This is a genomic window from Amycolatopsis sp. NPDC004079 (genome assembly GCF_040610415.1).
In the GTDB taxonomy this organism is placed as follows: Bacteria; Actinomycetota; Actinomycetes; order Mycobacteriales; family Pseudonocardiaceae; genus Amycolatopsis; species Amycolatopsis halotolerans.
The window spans coordinates 1-17,533 of sequence record NZ_JBEXMH010000114.1 but is presented as its reverse complement, the minus strand read 5'-3'; the positions used below and the strand labels follow the sequence as shown (position 1 = coordinate 17,533).

The following is a 17,533-nucleotide window of genomic DNA, read 5'->3' as shown; positions in this document are numbered from 1 at the left end:
TGCCCCCCTTACGCTCGGTGCGGCTAACCTTTGGTGACTCTGATTCCCTCAGGGTTCCCCTCACGGACGTCCACCGCGCCGCAGTGAGTCGACCATGCTCCGCAGGATCCGGAACGCGTCCGACTGTTCGGTCTCGGTCAGCCCGTCCAGCATCCTGACCTCGACGGACCGGACCGCGGCGCTCGCCTTCTCCAGGCTCCGCCGTCCGCGCGGCGTGAGCCGGGCGGGAAGAGCCTTTCCGACGGGCGCCTCCGCGGGCCTGGTCACGTAGCCGTCTCGCTCCAGGGCTTGGAGCAGCACGTTCATCGACTGCCGGGTCACGAACGTGCCCCGCGCGAGGTCGGAGTTCGACAGGCCCGGTCGTTGCGACAGCAGCTCGAGGCAGGAGTAGTGCGTCACCGTCATCCCGAGCGGGCGCAGCACCTCCTCCATCGCCGACCGCAGCGCGCTCGAGGTCTCTTTCAGCAGGTAGCCCAGTGACTTGTCCAGGTCGACTCCGTCGGCTTGACTCATGTCAGGATTCTGACATAGAGTTGGTCATGTCAGGAACCTGACACGAAGAAAAGGAGCAGCACCTTGCCCGCCATCGGCCCCGACTTCATCTCGCTCCAGGCACGCGACCTGGACGTTTCACAGGCTTTCTACGAGCGCTACCTCGGCCTCGTCCGCTCGCCCGCCGGTCCTCCGCACGCCGTCGTCTTCGAGACGAAGCCGATCGCGTTCGCCCTCCGCGACGTCGTTCCCGGCACCGATCTCGCCTCCGTCGCGCGTCCCGGCATCGGCGCCGCGATCTGGCTGCTCGCCACCGACGTCCAGGCCATTCACGACGCTCTGGTCGCCGACGGGCACCCGATCGTCTCCGCGCCGATCGACGGCCCCTTCGGCCGGACGTTCACCTTCGCCGACCCCGACGGCTACCACGTCACCCTCCACGACCGTGGCTGACGCGAGCACCCTGGTTTTCGGGGCTACCGGAGCACTCGGCCAGCACGTCCTGGACGCGCTGGTCTCGCGGGGCGTGAGTCCCGAAACGATCACCGCGGCCGGACGGAACCCGGTGCGCCTTGAGGAACTCGCTTCCGCCGGGTTCCACGCCGCGGCGGTGAATCTGTCGGATTCGGCCGCTGTCGCGGAACTGGTGGCTCGGCACTCGGACATCGTGCTGATCTCGGGACGCGACGAGAATCGCCTTGCCCAGCACAAGTCGGTCATCGAAGCCGCGAAGAACGCCCGGCACGTCTACTACACGAGCGGAGTCCGCGCCGACGACGAGCGCTTCGAGATCAACGCGGACCATCGCGCGACCGAGAATGCGCTCATCGCTTCTGGCCTGACGTACACGATTCTGCGGAACACCTGGTACCTCGAGAACTATGTCCAGTCGCTGGCCGGTCCTCGCTTCACCGGCGTCCTCGCCGCGGCGACCGGTGACGCCGTCGTCGCGGCAGCCAGCCGGAAGGACCTGGCCGAGGCATTGGCCGTCGTGGTCACCACTGATGGCCACGACAATGTCACCTACAACCTCTCCGGCGACACGGACTTCACCTACGCCGACATTGCCGAAGCGATGTCCGTCGTGCTGGAGCGAGAGGTCGTTTACCGACCGGTCGCCCCCGAAGAATTGCGGGCAATGCTCCGCAAGACGGGAATGGACGACGACCTGGCCAGCTTCCTGGTCAGTCTGGACGAGACCATCGCTGCCGGGGTTTTCGCGCGGGTCGGCGACGATCTTTCCCGGCTCCTCGGCAGGCCGACGACCGGCCTCGTCGAAGGGCTGACCGCGAAGTGACCCCTTCCGGCCAGCGATTCTGGATCAACACGGTCACGCTCGACCACGTCGAAGCGGCCGCCGAGGGCGGCTTCACGCAAGCGGATCACGGTGCGGGCAAACGCCTTCGCCAGCCGAGCCCGGGCGACGAGATGATTTTCTACTCGCCGCGTACGAGCTTGCAGGGCGGCAAACCCGTCCGCCAGTTCACCGCGTGGGCCACGATCACCGGCGAAAAGCCTTACCAGGCTTACGTAAGCGACGATTTCCAGCCGTGGCGGCTCGCGGCTTCCTTCCATGCTTGCCAGCGCGTGGACGCGAAGCCGCTGGTCGACCAGTTGTCGTTCGTCACCGACCCCACGCATTGGGGATTGCCGTTCCGCCGTGGCTTGTTTTCCATTCCACAGCAGGATTTCGCGACGATCCTCGCGCGCATGACCGCGTGACGCACCGCCCCAAGGCCGCACTGACAAGGCCTGGCAAGCGTGGCTCTCTGCCCCCGCAGATGTCCGTGAAGGGCTCCTTGAGGGAATTAGATTCCTTCGAGGAGCCCTTCACGGACCTTCGCTGAGCGAGTCAGCTGTGCGAGTCCGCTTCCCAGCTGAGGAACGCGTCCAGCGTCGCTGACCGGTGCGCCCGCGCGCAGTGCTCGATCCATTCGGCGCCGGAACCGGAGCGGATGAGATCGAGCAGCTGGTCGTGTTCGGCGACCGAGGCGAGCGCGCGGGCGGGGACGAACGAGAACGTCGAATCGCGGATCCTGGCGAGCTGGGACCAGCCCTTCTTGACCAGGTCGACCAGGCTCGGATTGGGGCAGCGCGTGTAGAGGATCTCGTGGAACTCGTGGTTGAGCCGGGTGAACTCGACCGGTTCGAGCTGGTCGAGACCGGCGCGCATCCGGTCGTTGAGCTCGCCCGCCTCGGCGAGGTCGTCGGCGGTCAGATGCGGCGCGGCGAGCGCGGTGGCCGCGCTTTCCACGATCGAGAGCATCTGCATCGTGTGCTCGTAGCCGACCGGGTCGATCGCCGCGACGGTCGCGCCGACGTTGCGCTCGAAGTGCACCAGCCCCTCGGCCTGCAGCAGCCGCACCGCTTCCCGCACCGGGACCGTGCTCACGTCGAATTCCTTGGCCAGTGAACCGAGGACCAGCCGGTGGCCCGCCGGGTACGCGCCCGCGGTGATGCGGGACTTGAGAACCTGGTACGTGTGCTGGCTCTTGCTGAGCCCGCCGGCCGCCTCGCGTGTTGTGGACATCCCTGTCGCCTCCCCTTCACAGCCCGCCGGGGCGGGGTGTCCAGGCCACGGTAACCGGTCCGTTCGCCGCGCTAAATAATATACATTCAATGCAGACGATGCGCCGAGCGAGAGAAGTGCTTCTGCGGCCGCGGCTGGGCCATCCGGGCAAAAAGCCTGTTCAGTTACCTCATTGAGCCTTGTCGGGGCGGCGACTGATTATATACGATCTGCCGCGGCCTGAAGCACCGTCAGCAGGGGAGGCGCGATGCCGCGCACGACCGGGATCAGCAGAGAGCACCGTCGCGTCGTCTTGGCGGCCATGGTCGGCACGACAATCGAATGGTTCGACTTCTTCATCTACGCGATCTGCGCCGGACTGGTCTTCGCGACGCAGTATTTCGCGGTGCTCGGCAAGGACGCGCTGATCGTGTCCTTCGCGACGGTCGGCATCAGCTTCTTCTTCCGCCCGGTCGGCGCGATCATCGCCGGACATCTCGGCGACCGCCTCGGCAGGCGCGCGATGCTGATCCTCACCCTGCTGCTGATGGGGATCTCGACGGTGCTGATCGGCCTGGTGCCGAACACCGCGTCGATCGGCGTGTGGGCGCCGATCATCCTGGTGCTGCTGCGCATCGTGCAGGGGCTGTCGGCAGGCGGCGAATGGGGCGGCGCGGCCCTGCTCGCGGTGGAGCACGCGCCCGCCGACCGGCGCGGGCTGTACGGCGCGTTCCCGCAGATCGGCGTGCCGATCGGGCTGCTGCTGGCCAACGGCGTCCTCGCGCTGGTCACCGCGCTGACGTCGCCGGAGCAGTTCCTGGCGTGGGGCTGGCGGATCCCGTTCCTGCTGAGCGTGGTGCTGATCGTCGCCGGACTGATGATCCGGTCGCGGGTCGCGGAAAGCCCGGTGTTCGAGGAGGTCCGCGAGAAGAAGGCGCGGTCGAGCATGCCGCTGGTGCAGTTGTTCCGGCACCACTGGAAGCTGGTCGTCGGGGGTGCGCTGCTGTTCGCGGCCAACAACGCCGTCGGGTACATGACCACCGGCGGATACGTGCAGTCGTACGCGACGAAGACACTGCACCTCGGCCGTTCGACCGTGCTGATCGCGGTGATGCTGTCCGCGGTCGCCTGGCTGGTGAGCACGCTGATCGGCGGCTGGCTCGCGGACCGGATCGGCCGCGTCCGCACGTATCAGATCGGGTTCGTCATCCAGCTGGTGTGGATGTTCCCGTTCTTCGCCCTGATCAACACGGCCAACGTCGGACTGCTTCTGGTGGCGCTGTTCCTGTTCTCGGTCGGGCTCGGGTTCACTTACGGCCCGCAATCGGCGCTGTACTCGGAGATGTACCCGACGACGGTCCGCTACAGCGGCGCGGCGATCTCGTACGCGATCGGCGCGGTGCTCGGCGGGGCGTTCGCGCCGACCATCGCCGAATCGCTGCAGACCAGCACGGGAACGGTCTACGCGGTCGGCGGCTACCTCGCCGTGATGACCGTGATCGGCCTGGTCACCAGCTTCTTCATCAAGGATCGGAAGGGCGTGTCACTGAGTTCCGCGCCCGCGAACGCACAGGCCACTACCGTCGAAAACGTCTGAGCAGGGGGAGCGCGATGCGGACCCAGACCCGAAGCGACTACTGCGCGTGGCTCGACGCGGCCGCCAGGGACGCGCACGACGCGATCAACCGGATCCACGTCGAGGCTTACGCCGATCTGGTCCGCGCCGCCGAGCTGTACAAGGGCGAGCTGGCGTGCCGCCGCCCGGCGCGGCGGCCCGCCTCTAGTCTGCCCGGCCGGGGACAGCGCCATCGGAGCCATCGGGACGCCGGACGGCGGAGTTCCGCGATGGCGCGCGTCGAGGGGTCGCGGTTCGCCGATCCCCGGCCGGGCGGGTAGAAAGGGCGGCGGCGGCCGGTCGCCGCTCCCCGCGGCGCCGGCCGGTTGAGCCGACCCGAGGAGGAGCAATGCCGGACCAGCAGCCGAACCCGCTGTGGCACCCGTTCGCGGACATGGGCGCGGTCGACGGGAACCGGTTCGTGGTGACCCGCGGCGAGGGGTCTTATGTCTGGGACGACGCGGGCCGTCGTTACTTCGACGCCTCCGCGTCGCTGTGGTACTCGAACCTCGGCCACGGCCGTCCCGAAATCACGCGTGCGGTCACCGAGCAGCTGGAGAAGCTCGACGCGTACAACCTGTTCGGCGGCGTCGCGAACGAACCGGCTTTGAAGCTGGCGTCGCGGCTGTCCGAGCTGGCGCCGGTGCCGGGGTCGAAGGTGTTCCTCGGCTCGGGCGGCGGCGACATGGTGGACACCGCGGTGAAGATCGCGCGGACCTACTTCGTCCACACCGGACGCCCGGACAAGACCCACGTCATCAGCCGGACCCAGGGCTACCACGGCACGCACGGATTCGGCACCGCCGCGGCCGGGATCCCGGTGAACGCGGAAGGCTGGGGTCCGCCGGCCGCCGATTTCTCGCAGGTGCCGTATGACAACGCGGCGGCGCTGGAGGAGGAAATCCTCCGCGTGGGGCCCGAGCGAGTGGCCGCGTTCTTCTGCGAACCGGTCATCGGCGCGGGCGGCGTGCTGCTGCCGCCGGACGGGTACATCGAGGAAGTGGCGGCGATCTGCCGCAAGCACGAGGTGCTGTTCGTCGCGGACTGTGTGATCTGCGCTTGGGGAAGGCTCGGCACCTGGTACGGCATCGACCGCTGGTCGGTCCAGCCGGACCTGGTGACGACGGCGAAGGGCGTGACGAGCGGGACGATCCCGCTGGGCGTCCTGCTGGTCGCGCCGCACGTGGCGGAGCCGTTCTTCACCGGACGTCCGGGCGCTCCGATCCTTCGCCACGGCGCGACTTATGCCGGACACCCGGTCGCTTGCGCGGCGGCCAACGCGACGCTGGACATCTACGAGCGCGACGACATCATCCCGCGCGGCAAGGCACTGGAGAAGCCGCTCGCGGACGCGCTTTCCGGCGCGGTCGGCCACCCGGCGGTGGCGGAAGTCCGGGCCGGACTGGGATTCCTGGCCGCGGTGGAACTCGCGCCGGACCTGCTGTCCGCGGACCCGGGCGCGCCCGGCCGGTTGCACAAGTTCCTGCTCGAGGAGGGCGTGATCGTGCGCTCGCTCGGCAAGGGGATGGCGGTGTCGCCGCCGCTGGTCGCCGAGGAGGCGGAGCTGGACCTGCTGGCGGCGGCTGTTCCGCGGGCGCTGGACCGGTTGCTGAAGAACTGACGACACTGCGGCGGCACCGAATTCGCGGTGCCGCCGCAGTTATCTGTCTACATAGGACTACTTACAGGCGAGCGTTCCGGTGCGCAGCGCGTGGTTGTCGTCGTTGTCGTCGTCGGACCACACGACCTGCTTGCTCCCGTTCGCGCAGGTCGGCGAGATCGCGAAACCCTCGTTGTTGTAGTTCGACATCCCGGACGGGCGGTCGTACTGCGCGGTGACCGCGAACGCGCCCTTGGCGTTGACGTCGAGCGTGCTGGTGCGGCCCTTGCACGTGTTGTCGCATTCGGCCCACAGGTGGCCGGTCGACGCTTCGTACTCGAGGTCCATCACCGCCGGGAAGCCGCTGTCGATAGTGGCGACGCGGGTGTACTTGGTGCCGGACTGGTCGAGCGCGTACGCGTAGACCTTCCCGTTGGCCTCGAGCCCGACGAAGTACAGGCCGGTCCCGTGGTTCGGGTAGCTCGCCGGGTCGTAGGCGGCTTTCGTGTGCTCGTCCCGGAATTTGTGCGCGGTGAGCGCCGAGTCGGGCACCCAGGCGATGGCCTCGAGACCCTTGTTCGGCTCGACCGACGGCAGGTCCGAGGTGAGGTCCCACTCCCCGGTCGCGTTCAGCGACTTGCCCGACCCGGAGGTCGCGTACCGGAGCACGGCGGGCTTGCTCGTGTCGCCGTTGTCGTTGTCTCGCTCAGTCGAGGTGAAGACGCCGTCCGGGGTGAAGACGACGCCTTCGGCATCCGGGTCGCCGCTGCCGTCGGAGTAGTGCGTGGACTTGCCCTTGGCCCAGCCGTTGGCGGTGTCGGGCCGCCACTTGCCGCCGTCCTGGACGAGCCGGTACAGGGTGCTCGGGCCGTTCTTCACCGCCCACAGCACGGTGGGCGATTCGTACGACACGCCGCTGAGGTTGCTGCCGAAAACCCCGGAGTCGTCGGCGATGGCCACTTTCGACCCGCCGGGCCACGCCGTGGCTTTCGGGGTGGCCGCCGGCGCCGCGTGGGCCGCACCGGCCCCGACCGCGAGCGCGAGGACCGACAACGCGACGGTGACCCGGATTTTTCCACGCCGATGTGTTCCACGCTGGTGCGCAAGCAAGGAGCCGCTCCTTCTGTCCGTCTTGGCACGGGTGCAGGGCCGTGCCGAGGTGGTCGCTGCTGACAAGCGGCGGTCCCGCGTCGCGGGACTTACAGCAGTGGGTGATCGACAGTGGAGCACAAGGCGTGGCCAGTAGGCAACAAACAGCAGGTGACGTTGTCCCGGTGATCGGCACGGCGGTCATGCGCCGGGCCGATCACCGCGGGCGGCAACGGGAACCGGTCACCGCGCGACGGTCCGCCACACCGGCACGTTGACGACCGCCGCCGGCATGCCGGGAGCCCCGCTGTCCCCGGGAACGATCGTGAAGCGCCATTTGTCGACGCCGCCGCCCATGATTTCGGCATAGCGGCGAGCGCCGTCCGCGTTCGCGAAGCGGACCTGCTGACCACTGGCGAGGTGGGTGATCTTGACCGCCACACTGCCTCCTGGGATCGATCGAGGGGACGGGTTCTGCCTGGGTGCCGGCCCGCGGAGCTTCCCCCTCCGGGGCCGGCCCGATCAGTAGAACACGTGTTCGATTCGCGGGGCAATCCAGGTCCCCCTCCCGAGCGACCCCGGTTGGGCTTGCCGAAACTAGTTTAGATATCTAAACTAGTTGCATGACGCAGACCTCGAACCTTCCGGCCCAGTCCAAGCCTAAGAAACCGCTCAGGTTCAAGATCGGAGTCGCCTTCCTGGTGCTGTGCGGCCTGCTCTACCTGAGCATCGCGGTCACCCTCTTCCTGCCGCTGGACGGCGGAAGCAAGGCCGCCTTCGTCGGCGCCACCATCGTGGTCGCGGAAGCCTGCGGGCTCGTCGGGACCGCGGGCGTCGGCAAGGAGGTCGTCCGCAAGGTGAAGGCGCTGCTGGGCCTCAAAAAGCGCGGCCGTTCGCGGGGGAAGGAGAGCGTTCCGGGACAATGACCCTCGTGGCAGACGAGGAAACCCGGGCGCTGGCGGACCGGATCAACCAGCTGATCGTGGACATGTGGGCCGCCGTCGAACGGAAAGGCCCCCGCTACGACGAGTTCGAGTTGACCAATCAGCAGCACCTCATCCTCGGGCTGATCATCCGCGACCCGGACGTGACGCCGAAGCAGCTGGCCGAGAAAGTCGGCGTATCGAAGGGCGCGATCAGCCAGCACCTGGCCCGCCTGGAGCAGGACGGCTACCTCTCCCGGGAGAAAAGCCCCGCCGACGGGCGAGTGCAGGTGTTCCGGCTCCGCGACCACGGCGTCGCCTACCAGCGGGCCATGGAGCACTACGACCGCTACCTCGAGGACTCCTACGCCGCGAATCTCACCCCCGCGGAGATGGAACAGATCGCGGCCTCGCTGGAGAAACTGAAGCGGGCCTTCGAAAACTAGGCCGGGACGGCCAAGACCGCTTGTGCTACAAGGAAGGCCGCACCATCGCCACCCGAGGCCACCGGTCCAGCCCCCGCGCGATCTCCGTCCGCCGGATCTCCCGCAGCGCCGGGCCCTGCTCCTCGTCCGCCAGCACGCGGAACCCGAGCCGCTCGTAGTAGGGCGCGTTCCACGGCACGTCCGCGAACGTCGTCAGCGTCAGCCCGGCCAGCCCGCGCTCCGCTGCCCACGCGCCGACGGTCTCGATCAGCGCCCGTCCCAAGCCGCGGCGCGCGTGGCTCGGCAGCAGCGAAACCTGTTCCACGTGGCCGAAACCGTCGACCTCCTCGGCGAGCACGTACGCCGCGATCGTCCCGTCGTCGTCCCAGACCCAGCACCGGCCCGCCGACTGGAACACCGCGAGGTCCTCGACCGAAGGCGGTGCGTCGTCGGCGATCTCGGCCATGCCGACGGCCCGGAACGGTTCTCCGGCGGCACGTTCGAGGTCGGGCAGCGCGGAAAGGTCGGCGGGAGCGGCGAGACGGATCACCGGCCCGATTTTACGGCTACACCGAGTATTCGGAAATCGCCTTTCCGATCTGCTCGGCGTAGCCGCGCAACGCCGTGATCGCCCGTTCGCGCTCCGTGTCGCCGACGCGCGTGGCCGGTCCGACGAGGCTCAGCACGCTCGGCCGGAGCCGGTCCGCGTCGACCGGCACCGAGCACGCCCACACGCCGTCCTCGATCTCGCCCCAGCTCTGCGCGTAACGGTTGGCCAGCGCGTGCTTGAGGGCGTCGCGCACCTCGGTGCCGCGTTCGTCGGCGATCCGGGCGGCCTGGCGTTCGCGTTCTCCGTCCGGCAGCAGGGCGAGCAGCATCTTCCCGGTCGCGCCGACGCCGAGCGGGATGGAATGCCCCGGCTGGAACGTGAACCGCATCGCGCGGTCGCATTCCACCCGGTCGCTGCACACCGCGAAATCGCCGAAGTGCTGGAACAGCAGGATCGTCTCGCCGAGTTCGCGCGCGGCCTCCTCCATCGTCGGCCGCGCGATCCGCGCCAGGTCGTTCGCGAGCCGGGCGGCGCGCGCGAGCGGCATCACGCGGCTGGTGACGTGGTAGCGCCCGGACCGCGCCTCTTCGAGCAGCTGCAGTTCCTTCAGCAGCTGCACGTAGCGGTAGGTGGTCGCGACCGGGCTGCCGATCACGCTGGCGAGTTCCGCCACGCTGGCCTCCCAGCGCTGTTCGGTGAACGACAGCAGCAGCTGGAGCACTTTCCGGGAACTGTTGGCACCGGCCGTCCGACGGAGTCCGGGTTCCGACATCCTGAAACCTCTTCGTGAGATAACCGAATTCAGTCACGAACGCGTCGGTAAATTACCACAGGTCACGGTTTGTCCGGCACCGCGAGAAACGGTGTCAGCAATCCGGGCACGGCGGTGTCGGCGAGCGCGAGCCCGGCGCCCTGCTCGACGTCCAGCACGCGGTAATGCCCGCGTCCGGCGGCGATCGGCGCGGTGACGGTCACGAGCCCGGCCCGCCGCTGGAACAGCGACTGGTGCACGACGATCCCGGTGAGCCGGTCACGCCGGACCGCGACCGTCGCCCTGGACAGCGACCCGGAACGGGTCACCAGATACCGGCCGGTGATCGCGTGGCCGAGCGAGCGGTACCGGTCGAAGCCGACCAGGACGGCGAACGGCAGCAGCACGAGCGCTGCCTGCCACGGCCATTCCGGCAGCACATCGAGCCGGGCCAGCGCGAACAGCGCGGCCGACAGCGCCAGCACGGAGAAGACAGCGCGGGTGATCCGGCGAGTCAGCGCGCGCCGGGAATGCCGCGCGAGGGGGACATTCGCGAAGTCCTCGCCGAGCACCTCGCTGGCGATCTCCCGGGCCTTCGCGGCCGGAGCGGGCGGCAGCAGCAGGCCGCCGCCGCGGTCCGCGCCCTTGCCCTCGCGCAGTCCGGCCGCGACCGCGACGCACTTCGCGCCGCCGACCATCCGCAGCGGCAACGGTTCCTTGATCTCGACGCCGCGCAGCCGGTCTTCCTCGATCGACACCGACCGCGTCGTGACCAGCCCGCGCCGGATGTGCAGCGTGCCGCCCGGCTCGCGAGTGAGCCGGAAGTTCCAGAACGACAACACGTACCCGCCGACCGACAGCACCGACACAAGCAGGAACAGCCCGGCCGCCGCCAGCACGACGGTGAGCCACACCGGTTGTTCGAGCGCGCGGGCGGTGAGGTCGCGGACCGGCCCGAAACTCGTCGGATCGAAGTGCAGTTCGTGCGCGAAGTGGTAGACGGTGCCGAGAATCGCCGCGACCACGGCGAGCCCGGACAGCGTGAACGGCGCGAACCGCACCCAGCGCTTGTCGACCTCGGCGACGAGCGACTCCGGCGGTTGCGGCGCCTCGGATTCGGCCGGTTTCCGGTGCAGCAACAGGGTCCGCAGCCGCTGGGCTTCGGCGCGGGTGACCGCGTCGAGCACCAGCTGGTCCTTGCCCGGCCCTTTTCCGTGCTCGTGCCGTCCGGTGCCGATTCGTACTGCGGACAGCGAGAAAAGCCGATGTTTCGGTTCCGAAACCACGTCTACGGTACGGATTCGATCGCGCGGAATCGCGCGTTGCTTGCGCAGCAGCAATCCGGTGTGCCATTCGATCTGGGTCGCGGTGACGCGGTAGCGCGAGGTGAGGCAGTGCGAAATGCCGACGCCGATGGTCACCGCGGTGGCGGCGAGACCGATCCACTGCCAGTAATTTCCGTGGCCGAGCAACAGTGTGCCAACGAGTACCGGAAGCGACTTGACCAGGTCGAGAACCGGGCGGATCAACAACATCCGGCGATCGAGACGGTGCCAGGGCGCGTCGCCGGTGCCCTCGGCGGCGACCGGCGGGGACGGCGCGGTGGCGTTCACGTCGCGTCCCCGCGCGCGGCCTGGGTGGTGCGGGTCAGCTCGTCGGCGAGCGCGACCGCTACTTCGCGGTCGAGCCCGGAGATGCGCAACGGCCCGGCGGCCGACGCGGTCGTGACGGTGAGCCGGGCCAGCCCGAACAGCTGCTCCAGCGGACCGCGTTCGACGTCCACCGTCTGGATCCGCGAGATCGGCGCGATCCGCCACTCCTGCTTCAGCCAGCCGGACTGGGTGTAGACCGCCTCGCCGGTGACTTCCCAGCGGTGCACGCGGTACCGCCACTGCGGCATGACCAGCAGGTGCAGCGGGGCCAGCACGCAGGAGAGCACCAGCGTCACCGTGAGCCACGACGGCGGGTCGTCCGCGGTCGCGACCACCACCGCCTGCACGGCGAGCACGATCAGCCAGCCTGCCCCGGCCGACGCCGCCCAGTGGCCGATCGCCCGGCGGCTCACCCGGTGTTCGGGCGGGCGCAGCCGCAGGTGCAGCGTGGTGGATTCCTCGGTGTTCACCTGCTCAGGGTGCCCGATGGGACGCGTCGATGCCCACGACAAGTGTCACGATGCCCCGATCCGGGTCCTCGATGGATGCGGGGCGTTACTATTTTCGCCGCGCGTGGGATGGATTCGCGGCCGGGGCGCGTTGTCTTGGGGTACATCCCGTGGAAGCGAGAAGCAGGAGGATCCGGTGGGACTCGATCCCGAGGAACTGTACGAGGTGGACTCGGACGTCCCCGACCTGGACGGAGCCGTGCTCCTGCACTTCTTCGAGGGCTTCATGGACGCGGGCTCGGCCGGGCAGCTGGTCACCGACCACCTCGCCGGCGAGGTCGAGAACCGCGTCATCGCGCGCTTCGACGTCGACCGGCTCATCGACTACCGGTCGCGCCGTCCGACGATGGTCTACGCGGTCGACCACTGGGAGGAATACGAGGCCCCCGAACTGGTCGTGCGCCTGCTGCACGACGACGACGGGATCCCGTTCCTGCTGCTGTCCGGCCCGGAGCCGGACCGCGAATGGGAGCTGTTCGCCGCCGCCGTGCGGCAACTGGTGGAACGCTGGGGCGTGCGGCTGACCGTGGGCTACCACGGGATCCCGATGGGAGCCCCGCACACGCGCCCGCTCGGCGTCACCGCGCACGCGACCCGCGAGCACCTGGTCGGCGAGCACCAGCCGCTGCCGAACCGCATGCAGGTCCCGGGCAGCATCGCCGCACTGCTGGAGTACCGCTTCGGCGAATGGGGCCACGACGCGATGGGCTTCGCCGCGCACGTGCCGCATTACCTGGCGCAGTCGACCTACCCGGCCGCCGCGCTGACGATCCTCGACTCCGTCGGCAAGGCCACCGGCCTGCGCCTTCCCGACGGCGAACTGCGCACCGCGGCCGAGGTGGCCAAGGCGGAGATCGACCGCCAGGTCGCGGAATCCGACGAATCCGCCGACGTGGTGCGCGCGCTGGAGCGTCAGTACGACACGTTCACCGAAGCGTCCGGGCACAGCCTGCTCGCCGAATCGCAGGAACACATGCCGACGGCGGACGAACTGGGCTCGCAGTTCGAGCGGTTCCTCGCGGAACAGGGCGGGGACGGCTCCGAACGCTGAGCCGAGAGGTAGGCAACGCCTGCGGATCGGACCGTCTGCCAGGCCCACCAGAGCCGGGCTGTCATGATCGCCACGCCGGACATAGTGCGGCCCGCACGTTGCCGGGAGGCGGCGGGGGCGGGTGTGGCGGGTGACATCTGGTGAAGCTAGCCGGTGCGCGGTCGGCCCCGGCACCCGGACGTGCCCCTAACGCTTCCCCGCACGGACAGCCACAGCGGGACCCGGCCACCCCGCCAGCTGCCGCAGCGCCTCGCTGGTCGGCCCGAACGCGTCCCCGAGCAGCGCGCGAAGTTCTCCGTTGAACGACTCGATCACCGGCCGCAGCCGGGCCAGCGTCGCGGTTCCCTCGGCGGTCAGGTCCAGCACCAACGCCCGGTGCTGCCGCGGATGCGGCTGCCGGACGATCAGCCCGGCGTCGATCAGCCGCCCGGTCATCGCGGTGATCGCGGATTCGCGCTGGCCCAGCTCCGCGGCCAGTTCCCGCTGGGTGAGCCCCGGTCGATCGTGCACCGCGAGCAGCGCGCCGAGCTGCGCGGTCGTCACGCCGCCCGCCGCGAGGCAACGTCGGTCGCCCTCGACGCGCAGCCGGTGCGCCGCGCTCTGCAGCAGGAAGAAAAGACGTTCGTCGGCGGCCATGCGGGGATCTTGACAGCGTTCTCCCCTCGCCGCCATCCTCACTTCACTGCTGAAGTACTTCACTACTGAAGTGAGGACCGGAAATGGACTTGGGCTTCGCGCGCGCCGGACTCGCCGCGCAACCGTTCAGCGTCCTGCTCGGCGCGCGGGTCGAGGAGTTCGGCGACGGCCGCGCGGTGCTGGAGCTGGACGTCCGCGACGACCTCCGGCAGCAGAACGGCTACCTCCACGGCGGCGTTCTCGCCTACGCCGCGGACAACGCGCTCACCTTCGCCGCCGGAACAGTGCTCGGCGCGCAGTTGCTCACGAGCGGCTTCTCCATCGACTACCTCGTTCCTGCCGACGGGGTGCGGCTGCGCGCGGAAGCGACGGTCGTCCAAGCGAGTCGTTCACGGGCCACCTGCCGTTGCGATCTGTACACAGTGGACAGAGAGGGGAAGTCGACGTTGTGCGCGGCCGCGCAGGGATCCGCGGTGGTCCGGCGGCCGGCTACTCCCGGGTAAACCAGGCAGTTCGGGGCGGCGTCCGGTTGTCGGCTATCGTCCCGGAATGAACCAGGAAAGCCAAGATCGGCTGACGACAAGGACTTTGGGCCCTGCGCTGCGCCGGAAGGCCGGCCTGGTGCTGCGCCGGGCCGCGGCCCGGCTGCACGATCCGCACACCGATCAGCTCGCCGAACTGCGCGCGGAACTGGAGCGGACGCGCGAGGAACTGCGCTCCGAGGTAGTCCGGCAGGGGAATCGGCTGCTGGACCGGGTGGTCGAGTTCGAAATCCGCAGCCGTCGCGACATCGTGTACGCCGGCGACCAGGACGCGGCGCTGGAGAGCAACGTCTTCGCGCGCGAAAGCCTGATCGGGGCGCAGCATTTCGGCAGCCCCAAGGAAACGCTGCAGTACGCGCTTTCCCTCGCGCCCGCCGGCGGGATGGCGCTGGAGTTCGGCGTCGCGTCCGGCAACACGCTGCGCACCATCACCGCCGCGCGCGAGGCGACCGAGGTGTACGGCTTCGATTCGTTCGACGGCCTCCCCGAGGCGTGGCTCAACGGCATGCCCGCCGGCGCCTTCGCCCGCGACGACCTGCCGGATGTGCCGGGAGCAGAACTGGTCGTCGGCCTGTTCTCCGACAGCCTGCCCGGCTTTCTGGAGAAACACCCTGGCCCGGTCGATTTCCTGCACGTCGACGGCGACCTCTACAGTTCCGCGAAGACCGTGCTGGACAACGTCGGCCCGCGGCTGCGGGTCGGCAGCATCGTGCACTTCGACGAGTTCTTCAACTTCCCCGGCTGGAAACGGCACGAGTACCGGGCCTGGACCGAGCACGTCGAGAAGACCGGCGTCGAGTTCACTTACGAGGCCTACACCTACAACGACAACCAGGTCACCGTGCGGATCACCGGCGGTCCCGGGCTCATGGACTGAAGCAGCCGTGCTCGTTGAGCGGTCCGATCGCGGGAAGGATCAGGCCGCACAGGTAACCGTCGATCCACCGGCCGTTGCCGGTGAGATTCGCGGCGAACCGGACGAGCGGGGCCATTTTCCGGATGCCTTCGGCGAGTGACGCACGGTTTCGTTCGAGCAGCGCGGTGAGCCGGTCGAGCTGGGTGAGCACCGGGCCGAGTTCGCGGTCGTTGTCGGCGACGAGTCCCGACACCTCGATGCCCAGCTGACGCGCTCCGGCGAGCAGCGCCCGAATGGCCGACTCGCGTTTGCTCACCTCGTCCAGCAGCTGGTTGCCGTCGGTGAGAAGCCGGGTCAGCTGAGCGTCGCGGTCGGCGAGGGTGGCGGAAATCGTGCGTGCTTGCGTTAAAAGATGAGCCAGTTTCGCGTCGCGGGCCGAAAGGGAGTCGGACAGCCGCGACAGCCCGGACAGCGTCGCGCGGACGTCGGCGGGCGTGTGCGCGAAAGTCTCGGAAATGGCCTGGAAGCTGCGCGAGAGCTGGTCGGTGTCGATGGCGTCGACGGTCGTGGCCAACTGCCGGAACGCGGGCAGGACGTCATACGGAACAGTGGTCCGGTCGCGCGGGATCGGCGTGTCCGGATCGAGCGACCCGGCCCCGACCGGGTCGAGCGCGAGATACTTCTGCCCGAGCACCGTTTTGATCCGGATCGCGGCCGATGTCCGGTCGCCGAGCCATGCGCCGGACACCCGGAACGACACCCGGACGGACGCGCCGTCGAGTGAAACCTCAGACACCCGGCCGATTTTCACCCCCGCGATCCGGACATCGTTGCCGGTCGCGAGCCCCGCGGCTTCGCTGAACTCGGCGGCATACGCGGTGCCGTCGCCGATGATCGGCAGATCCGGTGCTCGAAGCGCGGTGAGGACGCCGAGGACGAGCACAGTCATCCCGACGAGAGCGGTGCGCACGGGGCGCCGGTCGGGATGCACAGCGTGGATAGTGGCTCGCCCAGCCGGGTGAGGCCACCCACGCCACCCGAATGGGCGCTTTTGCCTTGTGTCCACTTAGGACTGTGGATGCTTTCGCCCTGCGCACGCCCCCTTTTTTAATGCCGCACCGGCCGCTCCCGTTGTGTGCCATTCTGGCCTGACCGGCCGACGTGACCGGAGTCATCGGAACATCCGGTGCGGCTCGGCCGTTGAAGGGGTGTGCAGCGAGCGCGGAAACCCGCGCCGACGCCGATCGGGGAGGAGCCACCATGCGAGACCTGACCACCGGATTGCACCCGGCGCCAGACCTCGTGGACGACACGGACGCGGCCCGGCAGGAGGAACGCCGCCGCAAGGCAGCGCTGGCCGTCGCGTCCAGGGCCAAGGACGCGCGGGAATGCGCCCTGCTGCTGGACATGCTGGGGCTCCACGCTCCCGGCGGCAGCCGGACCGAGGTCGCCTGAAGCACTTCGGTTCCTGGCCGCGGCGCCCGGAGGCGTTCCGGGGTTTGTGCCGAGGCGTTTCGAGGTGCGTTGAGGAGTTCGGGGGACGAACACGCCGCGACTGGTGTGCGGACCGGTCACGGGTTTTGCCAGCCAGCGCGTCAGCCTGGCCCTGGGGAGGGCCGGGCTGACTGTGGCTGAACGATAACGAGCTGAACGGCTCGGCTGCGGGGCGGCCGGGCCATTTGGCATGTGGTGAGAAGTTTCGGCCCTCGGGGGCTGGGGAAACCCGGCGAGGCAGCCGGATGGACCGGAACCTGGCGGGCGGCGGCGTTGGTTCGGTGTGCGGTGAAGGAGTTTCGGCTCTGACGGGCGGCAAGTGCCCCTTGATGGGGTAGAAACGCTCGCAAGGTTGATGGGGATGCTGGGCCGCCCGGGCGATCGACTGGCCCATCACGGACGGGCCCGGCCGATCATCGCCAGGTTCGAATAGTCACCGTCAGGTTCGGCCGGTCACCGTCAAGCCTGGCCGAGCAGGGTTGAGCCCGGCCGAGCACGGTCAGGTCCGGCCGAGCCGAGCACGGTAAAGCCGGGCCGAGCCGAGCCCGGTCGAGCCGGGCCAACCATCGCCAGGCCGATGCCGGTCTCCGCCTGCCCAGCCGATTCTGCGTCGTAATGCCGGACCGTCCCGCGGCGGGGTTTTCTCAGTAGCGCGGGTGTGTGTCGGGTTCGTGGTGGCGGTGCTGTTCAGGGGGATGCGGTGCACCGCCTGGCGAAGGGGGCTGCGCGCCTGCGAAAGTCCGTGAGGGGAACCCTGAGGGAATCAGAGTCCCTCAGGGTTCCCCTCACGCCCCGCCCCCCCCCGGCGGGCCCCGGGATCGGGAGTGCCCACGGCAGAA

22 protein-coding genes are annotated in these 17,533 nt (G+C 69.1%); 12 read left to right on the top strand and 10 right to left on the bottom strand.

The window, feature by feature from the left end; translation table 11 throughout:
• Positions 1 to 60: 60 nt before the first annotated feature.
• Positions 61 to 513, bottom strand: coding sequence for a MarR family transcriptional regulator (locus ABZX37_RS47345; protein WP_354750902.1), 453 nt, complete (start codon positions 511 to 513; stop codon positions 61 to 63).
• Positions 514 to 576: 63 nt separating this feature from the next.
• Between ABZX37_RS47345 and ABZX37_RS47340 the strand changes: the two genes are divergently transcribed.
• From ABZX37_RS47340 to ABZX37_RS47330, 3 genes are read left to right on the top strand one after another with little or no spacing between them, the layout of a single operon-like run.
• The gene (locus tag ABZX37_RS47340) at positions 577 to 945 is read left to right on the top strand and encodes a VOC family protein (RefSeq protein ID WP_354750901.1); all 369 of its coding nucleotides are present in this window, start codon (positions 577 to 579) and stop codon (positions 943 to 945) included.
• Positions 938 to 1,789 carry an NAD(P)H-binding protein gene (locus ABZX37_RS47335; protein WP_354750900.1) on the top strand — a complete coding sequence of 284 codons (852 nt, stop codon included), beginning with the start codon at positions 938 to 940 and terminating at the stop codon, positions 1,787 to 1,789. The genes ABZX37_RS47340 and ABZX37_RS47335 overlap by 8 nt, the downstream gene beginning before the upstream one ends.
• Positions 1,786 to 2,214 (top strand): EVE domain-containing protein, encoded by a 429-nt coding sequence (locus ABZX37_RS47330; RefSeq protein ID WP_354750899.1) that lies wholly within the window; start codon positions 1,786 to 1,788, stop codon positions 2,212 to 2,214. Before ABZX37_RS47335 ends, ABZX37_RS47330 begins: the two co-directional genes overlap by 4 nt.
• A 130-nt stretch (positions 2,215 to 2,344) precedes the next feature.
• Here ABZX37_RS47330 and ABZX37_RS47325 read toward each other — a convergent pair whose 3' ends face one another.
• Positions 2,345 to 3,022: a GntR family transcriptional regulator gene (locus ABZX37_RS47325; protein ID WP_354750898.1), complete on the bottom strand. Its 678-nt coding sequence runs from the start codon at positions 3,020 to 3,022 to the stop codon at positions 2,345 to 2,347.
• A 247-nt stretch (positions 3,023 to 3,269) separates the two neighbouring features.
• On the opposite strand from ABZX37_RS47325, the gene ABZX37_RS47320 reads away from it, so the two are divergent.
• The 3 genes from ABZX37_RS47320 to ABZX37_RS47310 all read left to right on the top strand — a co-directional run bounded on the left by ABZX37_RS47320 (position 3,270) and on the right by ABZX37_RS47310 (position 6,237).
• Positions 3,270 to 4,598, top strand: coding sequence for an MFS transporter (locus ABZX37_RS47320; RefSeq protein WP_354750897.1), 1,329 nt, complete (start codon positions 3,270 to 3,272; stop codon positions 4,596 to 4,598).
• A gap of 14 nt (positions 4,599 to 4,612) precedes the next feature.
• Entirely contained in the window at positions 4,613 to 4,897 is a 285-nt protein-coding gene (locus ABZX37_RS47315) for a hypothetical protein (protein ID WP_354750896.1), read from the top strand.
• Between the two features lie 68 nt (positions 4,898 to 4,965).
• Positions 4,966 to 6,237, top strand: a complete 1,272-nt coding sequence (locus ABZX37_RS47310; RefSeq protein ID WP_354750895.1) for an aspartate aminotransferase family protein — start codon at positions 4,966 to 4,968, stop codon at positions 6,235 to 6,237.
• A 57-nt stretch (positions 6,238 to 6,294) separates the two neighbouring features.
• Here ABZX37_RS47310 and ABZX37_RS47305 read toward each other — a convergent pair whose 3' ends face one another.
• Together ABZX37_RS47305 and ABZX37_RS47300 are read right to left on the bottom strand one after the other, a co-directional pair.
• Complete coding sequence (locus ABZX37_RS47305) at positions 6,295 to 7,326, bottom strand: esterase-like activity of phytase family protein (protein WP_354750894.1); 1,032 nt, start codon at positions 7,324 to 7,326, stop codon at positions 6,295 to 6,297.
• 222 nt (positions 7,327 to 7,548) lie between these two features.
• A complete protein-coding gene (locus ABZX37_RS47300; protein ID WP_037715481.1) occupies positions 7,549 to 7,746 on the bottom strand; it encodes a hypothetical protein in 198 nt (65 codons plus the stop codon).
• Between the two features lie 182 nt (positions 7,747 to 7,928).
• Here ABZX37_RS47300 and ABZX37_RS47295 point away from each other — a divergent pair, with 182 nt between their 5' ends.
• Entirely contained in the window at positions 7,929 to 8,231 is a 303-nt protein-coding gene (locus ABZX37_RS47295) for a transporter suffix domain-containing protein (RefSeq protein ID WP_354750893.1), read from the top strand.
• On the top strand, positions 8,228 to 8,674 hold the full coding sequence (locus tag ABZX37_RS47290) for a MarR family transcriptional regulator (protein ID WP_354750892.1): 447 nt from the start codon (positions 8,228 to 8,230) through the stop codon (positions 8,672 to 8,674). The genes ABZX37_RS47295 and ABZX37_RS47290 overlap by 4 nt, the downstream gene beginning before the upstream one ends.
• A 25-nt stretch (positions 8,675 to 8,699) precedes the next feature.
• Here the strand turns inward: ABZX37_RS47290 and ABZX37_RS47285 are convergent, their stop codons facing one another.
• The 4 genes from ABZX37_RS47285 to ABZX37_RS47270 form a co-directional block, all read right to left on the bottom strand.
• Positions 8,700 to 9,203, bottom strand: coding sequence for a GNAT family N-acetyltransferase (locus tag ABZX37_RS47285; protein WP_354750891.1), 504 nt, complete (start codon positions 9,201 to 9,203; stop codon positions 8,700 to 8,702).
• Positions 9,204 to 9,219: 16 nt separating this feature from the next.
• Complete coding sequence (locus ABZX37_RS47280; protein WP_354750890.1) at positions 9,220 to 9,975, bottom strand: IclR family transcriptional regulator C-terminal domain-containing protein; 756 nt, start codon at positions 9,973 to 9,975, stop codon at positions 9,220 to 9,222.
• A 62-nt stretch (positions 9,976 to 10,037) separates the two neighbouring features.
• A complete protein-coding gene (locus ABZX37_RS47275; RefSeq protein ID WP_354750904.1) occupies positions 10,038 to 11,489 on the bottom strand; it encodes a PH domain-containing protein in 1,452 nt (483 codons plus the stop codon).
• A gap of 74 nt (positions 11,490 to 11,563) precedes the next feature.
• Entirely contained in the window at positions 11,564 to 12,076 is a 513-nt protein-coding gene (locus tag ABZX37_RS47270; protein ID WP_354750889.1) for a PH domain-containing protein, read from the bottom strand.
• Positions 12,077 to 12,251: 175 nt separating this feature from the next.
• Here ABZX37_RS47270 and ABZX37_RS47265 point away from each other — a divergent pair, with 175 nt between their 5' ends.
• Positions 12,252 to 13,166, top strand: a complete 915-nt coding sequence (locus ABZX37_RS47265; RefSeq protein ID WP_354750888.1) for a PAC2 family protein — start codon at positions 12,252 to 12,254, stop codon at positions 13,164 to 13,166.
• A 186-nt stretch (positions 13,167 to 13,352) separates the two neighbouring features.
• Here ABZX37_RS47265 and ABZX37_RS47260 read toward each other — a convergent pair whose 3' ends face one another.
• Positions 13,353 to 13,802, bottom strand: a complete 450-nt coding sequence (locus tag ABZX37_RS47260) for a MarR family transcriptional regulator (RefSeq protein ID WP_354750887.1) — start codon at positions 13,800 to 13,802, stop codon at positions 13,353 to 13,355.
• An 83-nt stretch (positions 13,803 to 13,885) separates the two neighbouring features.
• On the opposite strand from ABZX37_RS47260, the gene ABZX37_RS47255 reads away from it, so the two are divergent.
• Positions 13,886 to 14,305 carry a PaaI family thioesterase gene (locus ABZX37_RS47255; protein WP_354750886.1) on the top strand — a complete coding sequence of 140 codons (420 nt, stop codon included), beginning with the start codon at positions 13,886 to 13,888 and terminating at the stop codon, positions 14,303 to 14,305.
• Between the two features lie 46 nt (positions 14,306 to 14,351).
• Positions 14,352 to 15,221, top strand: coding sequence for a class I SAM-dependent methyltransferase (locus ABZX37_RS47250; protein WP_354750885.1), 870 nt, complete (start codon positions 14,352 to 14,354; stop codon positions 15,219 to 15,221).
• Here ABZX37_RS47250 and ABZX37_RS47245 read toward each other — a convergent pair.
• Positions 15,211 to 16,149 carry an MCE family protein gene (locus tag ABZX37_RS47245; protein WP_354750903.1) on the bottom strand — a complete coding sequence of 313 codons (939 nt, stop codon included), beginning with the start codon at positions 16,147 to 16,149 and terminating at the stop codon, positions 15,211 to 15,213. The genes ABZX37_RS47250 and ABZX37_RS47245 overlap by 11 nt on opposite strands.
• Positions 16,150 to 16,460: 311 nt before the next feature.
• Between ABZX37_RS47245 and ABZX37_RS47240 the strand changes: the two genes are divergently transcribed.
• Complete coding sequence (locus tag ABZX37_RS47240) at positions 16,461 to 16,655, top strand: hypothetical protein (RefSeq protein ID WP_354750884.1); 195 nt, start codon at positions 16,461 to 16,463, stop codon at positions 16,653 to 16,655.
• Positions 16,656 to 17,533 lie beyond the last annotated feature (878 nt).